The following is a 14940-nucleotide window of genomic DNA, read 5'->3' as shown; positions in this document are numbered from 1 at the left end:
GGTAAGTTGCGTAGATTCGATGTGGTGGTCGTGGGCGCCGGGATCGGCGGGGGCTCGTTCGTGTACAACCTCCTGAAGCAGGGCTTCACGGGGTCGATCCTGGTGGTGGACCGGGGGGATGCCGTTTCCACGGGCGCTTCCGCGTATTCGGCGGGGGGTTTCCGCAACCTGTGGACCACCCCCATCAACCAGCAGCTCTGCACCCGCAGCATCGGGATCCTCAAGTCCTTCCAGGACGAGATGGGCGTGGGCATCGGGTTCCGCCAGAGCGGCTACCTCTTCACCTACTACCAGGACGCCTGGAGCCGCATCCCGGCCGCCGCCGAAATCTGGAAGGCCAACGGCGTGGACTTCGAGCTCTTCACCCCCGCCCAGGTGGAGGCCATGATCCCCGGCCTGCGCTGCTCGGTGGACGCCGTGGACCCCGACGTGCGCGAGTACCTCGAGATGGAGCCCATCGCCGGGGCCGTGTTCGGCAGGGACTGCGGGAGCTTCGACCCCAGCCAGGCCGCGGTGGGCTACTTCGAGCGGGCCCTCAAGGACCACCCGGGCAAGGCCCAGCTGGAGCTGCGCACCGAGGTGGAGGCCCTCACCTTCGACGCCGCGGGCAGGGCCACGGGCCTGCGCATCACGGGCCCCGGGGGCCAGGAGACGCTGGAGGCGGGCCTGGTGGCCCTGTGCTCGGGTCCCTGGACCAACGGCCTCCTGAAGCGGTCCGGGTGCCCCGATGAGGATCTCATGCCCATCGTGGCCCAGAAGCGCATGATGTTCCTCACCGACTTCCCCGACCAGGACCCGCGCTGGCAGGACATCCCCCTCACCATCATCGACCAGGGGATCTACTTCAAGTACGAGAGCGGGAACCTCCTCATCGGCAAGGCCAAGGCCGACACCCCCGACAGCCTGGACACCACCTTCGAGCCCGACTACTACGTGGAGGAGATCAACCTGGTCATGCAGGAGCGCATGCCCCCCACCGCCACCTGCAAGCTCAAGAGCGGCTGGGCCAGCCTCTACGACACCACCGGCCCCGACCACAACGCCATCCTGGGCTGGCACGCCAACCACCCCGGCCTGCTCCTGCAGGTGGGCTACAGCGGCCACGGCGCCATGGAGAGCCCCGCCGTGGGCATCGGCCTGGCCGAGCTGGTCATGACCGGGGGCTACCGCAGCATCGATCTCGCGCCCCTGCGGTGGAGCCGGTTCCGGGAAGGGGATCTGGTGAAGGAGACGATCGTCATCTGACGGTATGATGGGGGTCCTGGGGGACCCTTGTTCGACAACATCCACATCGCCACGATCCTCGTCTCGTACGTGGCCATCCTGTTCGCCCTGAGCGTCCACGAGGCCGCCCACGCCGCGGCGGCCTACTACCTCGAGGACGACACGGCCGCCCGGCTGGGCCGCATGACCCTGAACCCGCTGGCCCACATCGACCCGCTGGGGACCCTCATCCTGCCGCTGCTGGGCATGATCTCGGGCATCCGGGTGCTGGGCTGGGCCAAGCCGGTGCCGGTGAACCCGGGCCGGCTCACCCGGAAGTACCCCATGCGGGTGGGGTACGCCATGGTCGCCGCCGCCGGGCCCGCCTCCAACATGGTCCAGTCCCTGGTGTTCCTGGTGATCCTGGCGGTCCTGATCCGCGTGGTGGGGCCCGAGAACCCCTCCATCCGCCTGAACTGGTTCTTCGCCTCCATGCAGATTCCCGTGGAGCGGTTCATGCAGGTGCCCGGCATGGGCACCGGCACGGCGCTGGCCATCACGCTCCTGGGGCGCCTGGTCTGGATCAACATCGGCCTGGCCATCTTCAACCTGCTGCCCTTCGGGCCCCTGGACGGCGCGGGCATCCTGCGCGGCTTCCTCCCCCACCACACGCTGCCCACCTTCGACCGCATCCAGCCCACCATCACCATCGTCCTCCTGGTGTGCTTCCTGGTGCTGCCGGTGGTGATCACGACGATCCTCAGTCCCTTCTTCTACGTCGCGGACGTCCTGTACATCACCCCCCTGGCCCGGCTCCTGCTCGGAGCCTGAGCCCCCACCGGAGCCCGAATGGAAGAGAAATTCATCACCAACGCCGAAGACGTGGAGGGCGAGTCCGCCACCTTCCTGGAGGCCTCGAGGCGCAGCCAGGCCATCTGGGAGGACCTCCCGAAGCACCCCTCCAAGTACCGGGTCCTCACCGGCGAGCGCCCCACGGGGCCGCTCCACATCGGGCACCTCTTCGGCACCCTGGCCAACCGGGTGCGCATCCAGGAGCTGGGCGCCACCACCTTCATCGTCATCGCCGACTACCAGGTGCTCACGGACCGGGACAGCGCCGAGAACGTGGGCGCCAACGTCCGCGAAGTGATCCTGGACTACCTGGCCTCGGGCCTGGACCCCGAGAACGGCCGCACCTTCTTCTTCAGCCACAGCCACATCCCCGAGCTGAACCAGCTGCTGCTGCCCTTCATGAACCTGGTCACCACCGCCGAGCTGGACCGCAACCCCACCGTCAAGGAGGAGATCAAGGCCGCGGGCCTCAAGCAGGTGAACGCCCTCATGTACACCTACCCCATCCACCAGGCCGCCGACATCCTCTTCTGCAAGGGCAACGTCGTGCCCGTGGGCCGGGACCAGCTGCCCCACCTGGAGCTCACCCGCAAGATCGCGCGGCGCTTCAACGACCGCTTCGCCGCGGACGCGCCGGTCTTCCCCATTCCCGACGCCCTCCTCTCCGACATCCCCCTGGTGCTGGGCACCGACGGCCAGAAGATGAGCAAGAGCCGCGGCAACACCATCATGCTCAAGATGACCGCGGAAGAGACCGCCAAGGTGATCAAGGGCGCCAAGACCGACGCCGACCGCAACATCGCCTACGACCCCCAGAACCGCCCGGAGGTGGCCAACCTCCTGCGCCTGATCTCCATCTGCACCGGCGAGGCCCCCGAGTCCATCGCGGCGGGCATCGGCGACGGCGGGGGCGGGAAGCTCAAGGGCGCCCTCACCGAGGCCCTCAACGCCCACCTGGCGCCCATGCGCGAGCGGCGCGCCCGCTACGCCAAGGACCCCTCCTACGTGCAGGACGTGCTGCGCCGCGGCATCGCCCGGGCCCGGGAGGAGGGCATCGCCACCCTGAAGCAGGTGCGCAAGGGCATGAACATGGACCACGGGCTGGACGGCTAGGCCGGCCAAGGGATGCGCGCCGGATTCCCGCTACCATGGCAGGGACTGGAGCGCCTGCCATGACACCGTCGGACATCCTCGCCGAGCTTGAACTCCCCTACGACGGCCTCCCCGAGGCCGCGCTCCTGGAGGCCATGGACCAGCCCGCGGCCGTCATCCCCGGCCTCCTGACGATCCTGGAGGAGGCCGCCGCCGACCCCATGGACTACATGGACGCCGCGGGTTCCAACGCCCACCTCTACGCCCTCTACCTCCTCGCCCAGTTCCGGGAGCCCCGGGCCCTGGCCCCGCTCATGGCCATGCTCCGCCTGCCTGCCGAACAGCAGGACGCCCTCCTGGGCGACCTGCTCACGGAAGGCGTGCCCTCCCTCCTCGCGTCGCTGTGCCTGGGAGCCCCCGAGGTGCTGGAGGCCGCCGCCGGCGACGTGGACCTGGACCCCTACGTGCGCGGCGCAGCCATGGACGCCCTCCTGGTGCAGTCCTTCCAGGGGCACCTGCCCGAGGAACGGCTCATGCGGAGCTTCGACGCCCTTCTCAGCGCCTTCGAGGCCCGGGGCCCCGCCGAGGATCCCACCGCCTGGGCCTTCCTCGTCATCGCCCTGGAGACCGCGGGCTTCGCCCCCTTCCTCCCGCGCCTCCAGGACGCCTGCGCCCGGGGGCGGGTGGACCGGGAACTGGTGGACGAAGGCGAGCTGGAGGAGGCGCTCACGAAGCACAACGCCCACCAGCGCCGCCGCTTCCTGCTGACCCACCACCTGGTCGAGGACGCCCTGCTCTCCCTGGAGGAACTCCACTGGCCCGGCGACGGCAACGCATTCGAGGACGAGCCCGTGGAGGACCTGCCCACCTTCGCGCCCGAGGCCCTGCAGTCGATCATCGCCCGCCAGGGCTACCCGCGCGACGCCGCGACCCCCGCGCTCAACGCCCCGTGCCCCTGCGGCAGCGGGAAGAAATACAAGCGCTGCTGCGGGAAGCCCTAATACCCCGTCAGCAGGGCCCTCTCCCAGTCCGGGCGCCCCCGGAGCGCCGCCAGCCTCGCCATGGGCGCCGCGTCGTATTCCACCTTCAGCAGCCGCGCCTCCCAGACGTCCCCGGCCGGCTCCAGCAGCGCGTACCGCGCCTCCGGGCTCCCGTTGACCACCGAGTGGCGGTAGGGTTCGTCCACGTGGAAGGCCTGCAGCCCCACGCTGCCGGGGTTCACGATGAGCTGCCCCCGCGCCGTTCGCGCCACCCGCGGCGTGTGGGAATGCCCGCAGGCGATGACCGGGGCCGCGACGGAGCCCAGCCTCCCTTCCACCTCCTCCGCCGTCGCCGGCCGGATCCCGCCGCCGTCCACGGTCTCCAGGAAGTACACCAGGTCCGACGCCGGGGTCCCGTGGCAGAGGAACACCGCCTCCCCCAGCCGCCCGGTGCCCGGCAGGCTCCGCAGCCAGGCGAACTCGGCCTCGCCCAGCCTGCCGTGGGCATAGGCGTCGGACGCGCCCATCGCCCCCCCTTCGAGCACCTGCCGCTCGTGGTTCCCCGCCAGGTGCAGCCACCCCGTCCCCATGAGGAACCGCGCCGTCTCCAGCGGCAACAGCGGCCCCGAAACGGAGTCCCCCAGGTTCACCACCCGGTCCACCCCGCGTCCTTCCAGGTCCCGGACCACCGCCTCGAGGGCCGGCAGGTTCCCATGGATGTCAGAAACCAGAGCGACGCGCATGGAAAAAGCTTAGCGGGTCCCGCCCCCGGTTGCCTCCGGATCCTCGCCCGCCCGCACTGCCAGGGCGCTTTTCCCGTTTGAATTTTCCTTGCGTTCCGCACCATGGCGGGTAAACTAGAACTTCCGAGTCGGTTCCTTAGCTCAGCTGGTTAGAGCATCTGACTCTTAATCAGAGGGTCCAGGGTTCGAGTCCCTGAGGGACCACCAGTCGGAACAGCACTTAGGCCCACCCACAAGGTGGGCCTTACTGTTGTTGCCCTGCTCCTGTCCCGATCGGGAACACCGCCGCCTTCTTCAGTTCGTCAAGGAAGCTCGCTTCCACCCAGTAGATGGCCATCCTTCCGTTCTCGCCCGGACGGCGGTCCAGGTCCTGCAGGCGCCGGAGGGTGATCTTCTCGCCCCGGGCGAACGACTCCTTCCCGCCCCGGGCCGAGGCGAAGAAGAGGTACGTGCCATCCTGGCTGAGGCTGGCGCTTTCCTCGCCGTTCCCGGGGTGATTGATCATCGGGCCCAGATTCCGGGGCAGGCTCCACTGGTCCTTGGCGTTGCGGAAGAGCACATAGTAGTCCAGACCCCCCACGGAATCCTGGAGGCCCATCGCAGCCACGATCATCAGACTCTCGTCCGGCGCGATGAAAGGATTGAAGCGGGCCTTGCCGACCTGGACACGGTCCGGCAACCTTTCTGCGGCCTCGAGGCCACCGCCCCTCCGGCGAGCCCGCCAGATGCTTCCCCTGCCGTCCGCTCCATCCCGGCAGAAGTACAAGGTGCCCTCGCGGGTGGCGGTGGGGAAGAAGCTGCCATCGGGACCGTTGATGTCGGACCCGAGGCGCCGGGGCGCTCCCCACCCTGCGGGTCCGCGCTCCATCACCCAGATCCCCATGGGGGCGGGCGCCTGGGCCTCCGGATCCTCCGGGCGGTCCGACACGAACCAGAATCGCTTGCCGTCCGGACTGATGTGCGGCTCCAGGGTCTTCCACCGTGGATCGGCTGCGAACTCAGGCACTTCGGGTGCGGTCCATCCGGAGGCCGTCCGCCGGACCTCCACGATGGCGCTGTGGACGAAACCCTCGGACGAGACCCGGAAATAGGCTTCATTTCCGTCGGGAGAGAAGGTGATGTCCCGGGTCGTCATCCCTGTGTTCACGAGGCCGGGCGCGAACAGTTTTGGCGTCCTTCCCGGAGCGGGCTGGTTCAGGTAGGGAGCATGGCCGGGCTGGCCCGCATCGGAAACGTGGGAGAACGCTAAGGCCAAGACGTTCAGAAGGACGCAAGCCCATGCCCGCAGCCCTCGATCGAAACGGAAATTGAAGGACATCATCCCTCCTGACAGGCCGTTCCCGGTTGTTCAGACCCGACTATAGCGGCTCTTCGCGCAAGCGTGCGGCTGTCCTGCCGACCTTCGTCCAGGGGGTGCCTTCTTGGACGACCCGGTTGACGGCCATTCTCCGCGACCCATCTCCCCGGGGAGGCCGGCCCGGCGCCTTCACGCCTTTCCGCACGACCCCAGGTTGTATCGCAATTCCTCTATCCCGAAAGGCTTAGCCATAAGCGTGACCTGGTCGTAGGCGGCGACGAGATCCAGCGCGTCCTGGTCGGTCCGCCCCGTGGCGAGCAGCACCGGAATCCCCGGGCAGAGGGCGCGCAGGCGGGGCAGGGTTCCGGCCCCGCCCAGGCCGGGCATGTTCATGTCGAGGATCACCACGTCGGGCCGGTAGCCCTCGCCGAGCCGGGCCAGGGCCTCCTCCCCGCAGGCGGCCGCGGTGAACGTGTGGCCCAGGTACTCCAGGACATTCTGGAGGGTGCTCATCATGAATTCGTCGTCTTCCACCAGGAGCACGTCCAGGACCGGACCGGCGGCCGCCGCGCGGGGTTCCGCCCCGTCCACCGGGGCCGAGGCCGCCGGGGCGCAGGCCGGGAAGGTCATCCTCACCCGGGTGCCCCTGCCGGGTTCGCTCTGGAGTTCCAGTTGGCCGTGGTGGGCCTTGACCGTGCTGTAGACCATGGACAGGCCCAGGCCGGTGCCCTTGCCCACGCCCTTCGTGGTGAAGAAGGGATCCAGGGCGCGGTCCAGCACCTCGCGGGTCATCCCGCTCCCGTTGTCCTCCACCACGGCCTCGATCCTCTGCTCAGGCAGGTTCCGGGTCCGAAGCACCAGGGTGCCGTTCTCCGGCATGGCGTCCATGGCGTTGATACACAGGTTCATGAACACCTGGGCGAAGGAGCCGGCGTCGCCCTTCATGGGCCGCAGCGCCGGATCCAGGTCCAGCTCGAAGCGCACCTTCACCAGGGTCGTGCGCTCCAGCAGCTTGATCTCCTCGCGCACCACGTCGTTCAGGTTCAGCAGGCGGTTCTCCACCACGCCCGCCCGGGCGAAGCTCAGCAGCCCCTTGACCACGTTGGTGCCCCGCTCCGCCGCCTTGACGATGGTCTCGAAGGCCCGGTGCGTGGCGCTGTCCGCTTCATGGACTTCCAGGTTCACCGAGGCCAGGGTCAGGATGGCGCCCAGCACGTTGTTCATGTCGTGGGCGACGCCCCCGGCCAGGAAGCCGAGACTTTCCATCTTCTGGGACTGCACAAGCTGGCTGTGGGAGGCCTGCAGTTCCGCGGTGCGCTCCTTCACCCGCTCTTCCAGGGTGGCCTTGGCTTCCGTCAGCTCCCGGGTGCGCTCCTCCACGCGCTCCTCGAGGTGGGCGTTCCGCCGGGCCAGCGCCCAGGTCCTCCACCGGGCATAGGCGATGGCGCCCGCCACCACGCCGAGGCCCGCCAGCACCCGGAACGTCCAGGACCCCCACCAGGGGGGGAGCACCCGGAAGCGGATGGGCGTTGAATACACCCACGGCCCGCCGCCGGCCTGGCTGCGGACCTGGAAGGCATAGAGGCCGGGGGCCAAACCCGTGTACCTCGCCTCCCGGCCTTTGGCCGCATGCCATTCCGGCTCCAGCCCCTCGAGCCGGGCCCCCAGATGGAGGTCGTCCTGGTGGTGGATGCTGAGGGCGGCGAAACGGGCCTCGAACGTGTTGCTCCGGAAGGGCACGTCGAGGGGCTTGTCCGGGACCTCATGGAAGGACGCCTGGCCCAGGGTGAAGGCATAGGTCCGCAGCACGGGCGGGGGCGGAAGGCCATCGTAGGCCCGCGCCACGAAACGTGCGATGCCGTCGACGGTCCCGATCCACACGTCGCCGTTGGGGTCCGGGAGGAAGGCCATGTTGTTGGTGCCGTCGCTGACGAGTCCGTCGCGGTAGGTGAACACCTCCACGCCTCCACCGGCATGCACGAGGTGCACGCCCGCGCCGGAGCCGACCCACAGGTTGCCGTGGACATCCTCACCCAGGAGGAAGATCGTCAGGGCCGGATCGATCTCCGCGTCGAAATGCTTCAGGATGCGGAACCGCCCCTTGTCGTAGCGGGCCCGCGCCACCCCGAGGTTGCTGGAGTAGGCCAGGAGCAGGTCGCCGTTGCGAAGGGACCGCGTGAAGTCCAGGGCGTCCTCGCGCAGGCCGTCCTGGCGGGTGAAGCGGCGCCATCGGCCGCCTTCGCGGAGGGCCAGGCCATGTTCGCCCGCGGCCCAGAGCCGGCCTTCGGCATCCTCGTGGAGGTCCCCGATGGATTCCCTGGGTGTGCCGCCAGGCAGCGGTTCAGGGGTGAAGCCCCACAGGCTCCCATGGCCGGTTCCCCGCAAAAGGCCGCCTGAATCCGTCGCCACCCACAGCGTGCCCGAGCGGTCGAACACCAGGCGGAAGATGCGGCCATCGGCTCGAACCCCCTGCTGCGGCCCGAATTTAACGGTCTGTCCCGTGGCCGGGTCCCACCGCCGCACCCAGGCCGAGCCCGCCAGATAGAAGGCGCCATCAGGCCCCTGGACCACGGACCGGACCTGGGTGTCCTCCGTTCCGGGGATCATCTGCCATCCGCCGGGCCCCAGCCGGGCCAGTCCCCGCTGGGTCCCCGCGAACATCGTCCCGAACCTGTCCCGGATCAGGCTCCAGACGCACGGATCCGCCAGGCCGCTCTCGGCGCCATGGCTGCGCCAGAACCGGCGGCCCTTGACCCTCCCGAGCCCCCGTCCACCCGCCCAGAGGGCGCCCCCCCGATCCATCAGGACGGCCGCTCCGAGCCCTCCGGGCCACCCCTCCTTCACGCCCATCCTCAGGACGTCCCCCTTGTCCAGCCACACAAGCTCGCTGTTGCCCGGCATCCAGAGCCGTCCCCGTCCGTCCACGTGGAGGCTCACGCCCCCATTGGTTCGTTTCACCGGGAACGGCGCGGGTTCGAACCTCCCCTGCCTGAGGCACCAGAGGGCCTCCGTCGAACGGGCCCAGAGCGTTCCCGTTCCATCCACCGCGAGCGCACGCAGGGGCCGTTTCCCGAAACCCGCGGGGCCCGCAAGCTCCTGCCAGGCCCCGCCCTCCGCCCTGAACACCCGGGCCCGGTGACCATCCCAGGAGGAGGCGACCAGCCCCCCTCCTTCGGGCAGGGATGCAAGGGCGGCAACGGCGCCCCCGGGCCAGGAGGGCATGGTTTCGAAATGATCCCCGGTGGTTTGCCGGTAGGGGCCGGTGGCGGTTCCCACATGGAGGCGCCCCCCGGGTCCGACGGCCAGGGCCGTGATGGACGGGGCCGGATCGGGCAGGCCGGCGCCCACGGCAACGAACCGGTCCCCCTCGCTGCGGGCCAGGCCCCGGAAGGTGCCGATCCAGAGCTTCCCGTCGGGATGGACCAGGACCGCCTGGACCACGCTGCTGGGCAGCCCATTCGGACGCCTAAAGCTCTGGAAGGATTTCCCGTCGAAGCGGTGCAGGCCCGTCTCGGTGCCGACCCAGACGAACCCGTCCCTGTCCTGGCTGAGTGTTGAAATGTTTAGGTCCTGAAGGCCGTCCTCGAGTCCGAATTCCAGCCACTTCAAGCGGCCGGGGGGCTCCGGCGGGCGAGCCCGCAGCGATCCCAGGCCCACCAGCAGGGCCAGGGTCAGCCGCAAGAGGTCGTTCATGGTTGCCAAGGCAGGCCCCCTAGGCTTGCTCCGGACCATGGAAGGGCGATCGTAGCAAGCTTGCTTCTGCTAATTGTTTCAGCTTTTGTAATTTAGCTGGAATGCAAATATTATACAACCAAAGTCCTGGAACCGTGAAGGATCATGGAAGCCGAGGTCCCGGGCGCCCCTCCCGCGGCCCCGTTCCGGCAGGAAGTCCCCCGGATCCATGCCTTCTGCCGACCCCATCCCTTTTTCAAGGGTTGGTGCCCACCCCGGTTCTGGTCATGATGGGAGTCTCGATTCAGATCACCCTGTTCAAGGAGCATTGCGTGGGAAACGGCGTCGGATCCCTTCCTTCCGCCGGGGCATGGGCGCGGATGGGCCTGTTGGCCTGGGTGGCGGCATTCTCGTCCGCGGGTCTCCCTGCCCAGGCGCCCTCGGGCTACCTCGAGGCCGGGATCGGGCGCCGGCAGGGGGACTACGGCCTCGCCACCACCAACCGCCTGGACCTGGCCTACGGCGCGGCAGGCCTGGCCACCTCCAGCTACGACGTGAACGTGGCGGTCCCCTACCTGCGGGTTGAAAGCCAGGAGGGGGGCAAGACCATAAGGACGACCGGGTTGGGGGACGTCCTCGTCCGGGGCCTCCGCCGCATCCTGCCCGAGACCCTCGGCGGCCAGGCCCTGGACGGGGGCCTGGCCGTGAAGCTGCCCACTGCCAAGAAAGACAAGGGACTTGGGACCGGGCTGACCGATGTGGGCGGCTTCCTGGCGGCCCACCAGCGGTTTGGCCGGATCCAGTTCTCGGCGTCCGGCGGCTGGATCCAGAGCTCCTCCAGCAAGGACGCGGCCGGGACTCCCATCCGCGCAGGCATCTACACGGCCGGCGCCGGGCTTTCCTACGAAGGCAGACGTTCCAAGGTCTCCCTCACGTGGCTGGGCCAGGGTTCCCAGTATCCGGGAATGCCCGCCCCGCGGGAGGTCGCGTTGGAGCTGTACCAGAGCCTCGGGTATCCCTTCGCCCTCGGCGCCTCCTTCGGCGCGGGGCTGAACGATGGAGCCCCCAGGACCCGCTTCGGGCTCTCCCTCTCCTACCGCCCCTGAGGATCCGATGCCCGCCCTTGGAGAGGAGGCCCTGCCCTGAAACCGCTCTGGCCCGCGCTGGTCTTTGCCGTCACCCTCGGTCTGCGCCTGGCGGGGATCGTGGATCCGGCCGAGCTGCTCCTCCGCGATGCCCTGCTGCGCCGTCTCCCCTCCAAGCCGGCCGCCAAGGTCGCGGTCGTGCTCATCGACGAGGAGGCCCTCCGCGCGGGCGGCAGCTGGCCCTGGGACCGGGCGCGGCTGGCCGCCCTGGTCCAGGGGGTGTTCGACGCGGGGGCCAAGGGCGTCGTGATCGATCTGCTGCTGCCGGAGGAGAGGGCGGGAGACGCCCTGCTGGCGCGCGCCCTGGAGCGGGGGCCGTCCCTGCTCGCCGCCGGCATGGACGATTCGGGCGAGTGGGTGCTTCCGAACCGGGCCCTGCGGGGGGCCGCGGTGGGACATGTGAGCTACGACCTGGACCGGGACGGGGTGGTGCGCCGGTTCTCCTCCACCAAGGAGCGGGGTGGACGGGTCCTCCCCGCGCTCTCTGTCGCGGCCGCGCGCCTCGGCGATCCGCGCCGGCCGGTGCCCGTGGCCGTGACCCTCCGGCCCGGCTACCGCACCTGGCCGGTCCCCGCGGTGGACGCCGCCACGGTGCTCGCGGGTCGTCCGGCGGAGGCCCTCCGGCAGCGGATCGTCTTCATCGGCATAAGCGCCGCGGGCGTCGGGGACCGGTTCGTCTCGCCCCTTTCCAGGGACGGCTCCCCGGATCCCGGGGTGCTGGTGGAGGCGGTGGCGGCCGAGGCCATCCTGTCCGGGGACCTGATGCGGGAGGCTCCGCCCCTCGTGGACGCGCTGCTGGCCTTCGGCCTCGCCCTCCTGGGGGCCTTCCTGACGGAGGCTCCGGGCCGGGTCCGCCGCGCCCTCGCCCCCGCCGTCCTTCTGGCCCCGCCCTTGTTCGCCCTGGCGGCCCAGGCCTTCCTCAAGGTCGAACTGGCTCCCCTGGCGATGCTGCTGCCCCTGGTCATCCTGGCGGGATTGGCGCGGGTGCGGCGGGCGGGGCGGGCCGAGGGCGACGCACGGTCCCGGATCGAGGAACTGGAGCGCCTCCAGGCCGCCCAGGCGGCGCTGCGGACCCAGGATGCCGAGGCCCGCCGGAGGGTGGCCCACGAGCTCAAGACCCCCCTGACATCCATGAAGGGGCTGGCCCAGCTCCTGGCCCAGTTCAACCTTTCGGTGGAGGAACGGAACCGCGTCGCCGGGATGGTGGTGTCCGAAACCTCACGGCTCGCCCGGATGGTGGATGACCTCCTTGACCTGGAACGCCTGGGCCTGCGGGATTTCCACCGGGACGCCCGGCCCCTGGACCTCTCCGCCCTGTGGGGAAAGCGGGTGGACTTCCTCCGCGCCGGCACCTCGCGGGCGATCACCGCGGACCTGGCCGCCGGCCTGGGGGTGCTGGGAGACCCGGCCCTCCTGGACCGGGTCCTGGAGAACCTCGTCGCCAACGCGGTCAAGTTCTCCCCGGAGGGGGCCCCGGTGGCCGTCGCCCTCCGGGAGGCGGAGGGCTGGGCCGTCCTGGAGGTCGCCGACCGCGGGCCCGGCATCCCCCCCGGGGAGCGGGAGCGAATCTTCGGGCGGTTCGCCCGGGGCAGCGCCCAGGGGATGGCGCAGGGCCTGGGCCTGGGTCTCGCCCTGGTGGCGGAGGTGGTCGCCTGGCACCGCGGCGAGGTCGGGGTCCTGGAGGGCCCGGGGGACGGCAGTGTGTTCCGTGTTAGACTCCCGCTGGTCCGGAGGGCGGAATGACGTGGGTTCTCGTGGTGGACGACGACCTGGCGATCCGTGAGATGGCGGCCCTCGCCCTGGAGAAGACCGGCTACCGGGTGGCCCGGGCCGAGAATCTGGCGGCGGCCCGGCGCGCCATCCGGGACCGGCGGCCGGATGCGGTGCTCGCCGACATCTACCTGCCGGACGGGAGCGGGATGGACCTGCTGAGGGAGGTCCGGGAACTGCCGGATCCCCCGCCCGTCATCATCATCACGGCCAGGGGCTCCATCGAGACCGCCGCCCAGGCCCTGAAGGAGGGGGTCGCGGACTACCTGGCCAAGCCGTTCGATCTCCAGGACATGATCGGATGCGTGCGGGCCGCGCTCCGGCAGCGGGCGCCCGAGGTTCCGGCCGTCGAAAGCGGTCCTGCGAGCGTCATCATCGGCTCGCATCCTTCCATCGTGGAGGTCTACAAGGCCGCCGGCCGGGTCGCGCCCATGCACGTCCCGGTCATGATCTTCGGGGAGACCGGCACGGGGAAGGAGCTGGTGGCCCGGGCCCTCCACAGCTTCGGCAGGCACCCCGAGGGGCCCTTCGTGCCCGTCCACTGCGGCGCCCTCCCCGACACGCTCATTGAAAGCGAGCTTTTCGGCCACCGGAGGGGGGCCTTCACGGACGCCCACCGGGACCGCCAGGGCGCCCTGGCCCTGGCGAACGGCGGGACCGTCTTCCTGGACGAGATCGGCGAGATCTCCCCCGTCTTCCAGGTCAAGCTGCTGCGGTTCCTCGAGGACGGCGTCATCCAGCCCCTCGGGGCGGAACGCCCGGAACCCGTGGAGGTGCGGGTGGTGACCGCCACCTACCGGGACCTGAAGGCCATGGTGGCCAGCGGCGCCTTCCGGGAGGACCTCTACTACCGCCTCGCGGGTTACGAGATCCGGGTCCCGCCCCTCCGGGACCGGCTTTCGGACCTGCCCGCGCTGATCGCGCACTTCCAGTCGCGGTTCCTGGGCGAGCTGGGGCTGCCGGGGATCGGGGCGCTTTCCCGGGACGTGCTGGCGCTCCTGGCGGCGCACCCCTGGCCGGGCAACGTGCGCGAACTGGGCCACGTGGTCCGCCGCGCGCTCATCGAGTGCGGCTCCCTGGACGACCCCGACACCGTGCGGCGCATCCTCGGAGGCCTGGAGGGGCAGGGGGCCGGGACGGCCCTGTCGCCCGCCGCGTTCCAGGCGCCCTTCGTGTCCCTGGAGGAGATGGAGCGGATGTACCTCCTCGCCGTGCTCGCCCATGAGCGGGGGAACAAGACCGAGGCCGCCCGGATCCTCGGCATCGAACGGAAGACCCTCGCCCGCAAGCTCAAGCCGGTCGATGCGTACGGCGTGGACCTGCCGGATGGAGATGAATCATGAATTGGCTGATGGCCCCGCTGCTGTTGAATCTTCTCCAGGCGCCCGTGCCGCAGCCGGACGTTCTCCTGTACCAGTTCGAGGAGGTCAAGCCCTCCGTCCAGCGCTGGCCCGGAGGGGACAGGACCAAGGAACGCAAGGCGGCCCAGGGAGACACCGCCCCCCCGGGGGATGCGGTGCGCACCGGCTGGTGGGGCCGCACGGTCCTGGCCGTTCCCTCCCGCGGCGCCCGGTTCGAAATCCTCGCCAGCACGCACGTCAAGCTCGCGGGGGGGGAGCCGGGGGTGCTGCTGACCCTGGATCAGGGACGCATCATGTGCTTTTTCAAGGCCCTTACCGGAGGCCCGCAGGAGCGGAAGATCGCCGTACCCGGCGCCCTGCTGGCGGTCCGGGGGACGACATACGGGGTGGAGGTGGACTGGGCGGGCCGGACCACCCTGACCGTCTTCGAGGGCGTGGTCGAGGTCCTGGCCAAGGGGCACCAGGGCATGCCGTTCCAGGTGAAGGCGGGCGAAATGTCCACGTTCAGCCCGGCTGAAACGCCGAAGGTGGAGGTCGTCCACGGCCAGGGCTACCTGCACAAGGCCTGGAGCCAGGGCGGGCGCCCGGACACCGTCCTGGCCCCCGGGGCCCGCGTGCCGGCGGTGGTGGGGCAGGGCAAGCCGCACCCGACGCCCGGCGGTCCCAAGACCAAATAAGGCGAGTCGATCGGACCCGCGGCGGGGTCGAGAACGGGTCGAAATGACGCGAAGGCGGCCGGGGAACGGCCGGGAATCCTTCCGGGAGGCCGTGGCACGCTTATTGATTGAAAAAGTGCAAACCGAAGGTCCAGGTCTTGGAATGCCA

11 protein-coding genes and 1 tRNA gene are annotated in these 14940 nt (G+C 70.0%); 9 read left to right on the top strand and 3 right to left on the bottom strand.

The features are described from left to right. Window positions 1–6: 6 nt before the first annotated feature. The 4 genes from RAH40_RS07250 to RAH40_RS07235 are packed head-to-tail and all read left to right on the top strand — an operon-like array spanning window position 7 to window position 4148. Window positions 7–1245 carry an FAD-binding oxidoreductase gene (locus tag RAH40_RS07250; RefSeq protein ID WP_306601422.1) on the top strand — a complete coding sequence of 413 codons (1239 nt, stop codon included), beginning with the start codon at window positions 7–9 and terminating at the stop codon, window positions 1243–1245. Between the two features lie 27 nt (window positions 1246–1272). Further along, the gene (locus RAH40_RS07245; protein ID WP_306601421.1) at window positions 1273–2034 is read left to right on the top strand and encodes a site-2 protease family protein; all 762 of its coding nucleotides are present in this window, start codon (window positions 1273–1275) and stop codon (window positions 2032–2034) included. Window positions 2035–2052: 18 nt separating this feature from the next. Next, on the top strand, window positions 2053–3168 hold the full coding sequence (gene trpS, locus RAH40_RS07240; RefSeq protein WP_306601420.1) for a tryptophan--tRNA ligase: 1116 nt from the start codon (window positions 2053–2055) through the stop codon (window positions 3166–3168). A gap of 59 nt (window positions 3169–3227) precedes the next feature. After that, the gene (locus tag RAH40_RS07235; RefSeq protein WP_306601419.1) at window positions 3228–4148 is read left to right on the top strand and encodes a DUF1186 domain-containing protein; all 921 of its coding nucleotides are present in this window, start codon (window positions 3228–3230) and stop codon (window positions 4146–4148) included. On the opposite strand, the gene RAH40_RS07230 is transcribed toward RAH40_RS07235, so the two are convergent. Further along, window positions 4145–4870, bottom strand: coding sequence for a metallophosphoesterase (locus RAH40_RS07230; RefSeq protein WP_306601418.1), 726 nt, complete (start codon window positions 4868–4870; stop codon window positions 4145–4147). The two genes, RAH40_RS07235 and RAH40_RS07230, sit on opposite strands and share 4 nt — an antisense overlap. Before the next feature lie 130 nt (window positions 4871–5000). Here RAH40_RS07230 and RAH40_RS07225 point away from each other — a divergent pair. Then, window positions 5001–5077: transfer RNA gene (locus RAH40_RS07225), tRNA-Lys, on the top strand. A gap of 37 nt (window positions 5078–5114) precedes the next feature. On the opposite strand, the gene RAH40_RS07220 is transcribed toward RAH40_RS07225, so the two are convergent. Next, window positions 5115–6005 carry a hypothetical protein gene (locus tag RAH40_RS07220; protein ID WP_306601417.1) on the bottom strand — a complete coding sequence of 297 codons (891 nt, stop codon included), beginning with the start codon at window positions 6003–6005 and terminating at the stop codon, window positions 5115–5117. 351 nt (window positions 6006–6356) lie between these two features. Then, window positions 6357–9860 carry a hybrid sensor histidine kinase/response regulator gene (locus tag RAH40_RS07215; RefSeq protein WP_306602289.1) on the bottom strand — a complete coding sequence of 1168 codons (3504 nt, stop codon included), beginning with the start codon at window positions 9858–9860 and terminating at the stop codon, window positions 6357–6359. A 311-nt stretch (window positions 9861–10171) separates the two neighbouring features. Here RAH40_RS07215 and RAH40_RS07210 point away from each other — a divergent pair, with 311 nt between their 5' ends. The 4 genes from RAH40_RS07210 to RAH40_RS07195 are packed head-to-tail and all read left to right on the top strand — an operon-like array spanning window position 10172 to window position 14792. Beyond that, entirely contained in the window at window positions 10172–10945 is a 774-nt protein-coding gene (locus RAH40_RS07210; protein WP_306601416.1) for a hypothetical protein, read from the top strand. 36 nt (window positions 10946–10981) lie between these two features. Next, window positions 10982–12727, top strand: a complete 1746-nt coding sequence (locus RAH40_RS07205; protein WP_306602288.1) for a CHASE2 domain-containing protein — start codon at window positions 10982–10984, stop codon at window positions 12725–12727. Next, complete coding sequence (locus tag RAH40_RS07200; RefSeq protein WP_306601415.1) at window positions 12724–14097, top strand: sigma-54 dependent transcriptional regulator; 1374 nt, start codon at window positions 12724–12726, stop codon at window positions 14095–14097. Before RAH40_RS07205 ends, RAH40_RS07200 begins: the two co-directional genes overlap by 4 nt. Then, a complete protein-coding gene (locus RAH40_RS07195; RefSeq protein WP_306601414.1) occupies window positions 14094–14792 on the top strand; it encodes a hypothetical protein in 699 nt (232 codons plus the stop codon). The genes RAH40_RS07200 and RAH40_RS07195 overlap by 4 nt, the downstream gene beginning before the upstream one ends. The last annotated feature ends 148 nt before the right edge of the window (window positions 14793–14940 follow it).

The sequence above is a fragment of the Geothrix sp. 21YS21S-2 genome, assembly GCF_030846775.1.
Taxonomy (GTDB): domain Bacteria; phylum Acidobacteriota; class Holophagae; order Holophagales; family Holophagaceae; genus Mesoterricola.
The sequence above is the reverse complement of the archived record's forward strand: the minus strand, read 5'-3'. Positions and strand labels throughout refer to the sequence as shown.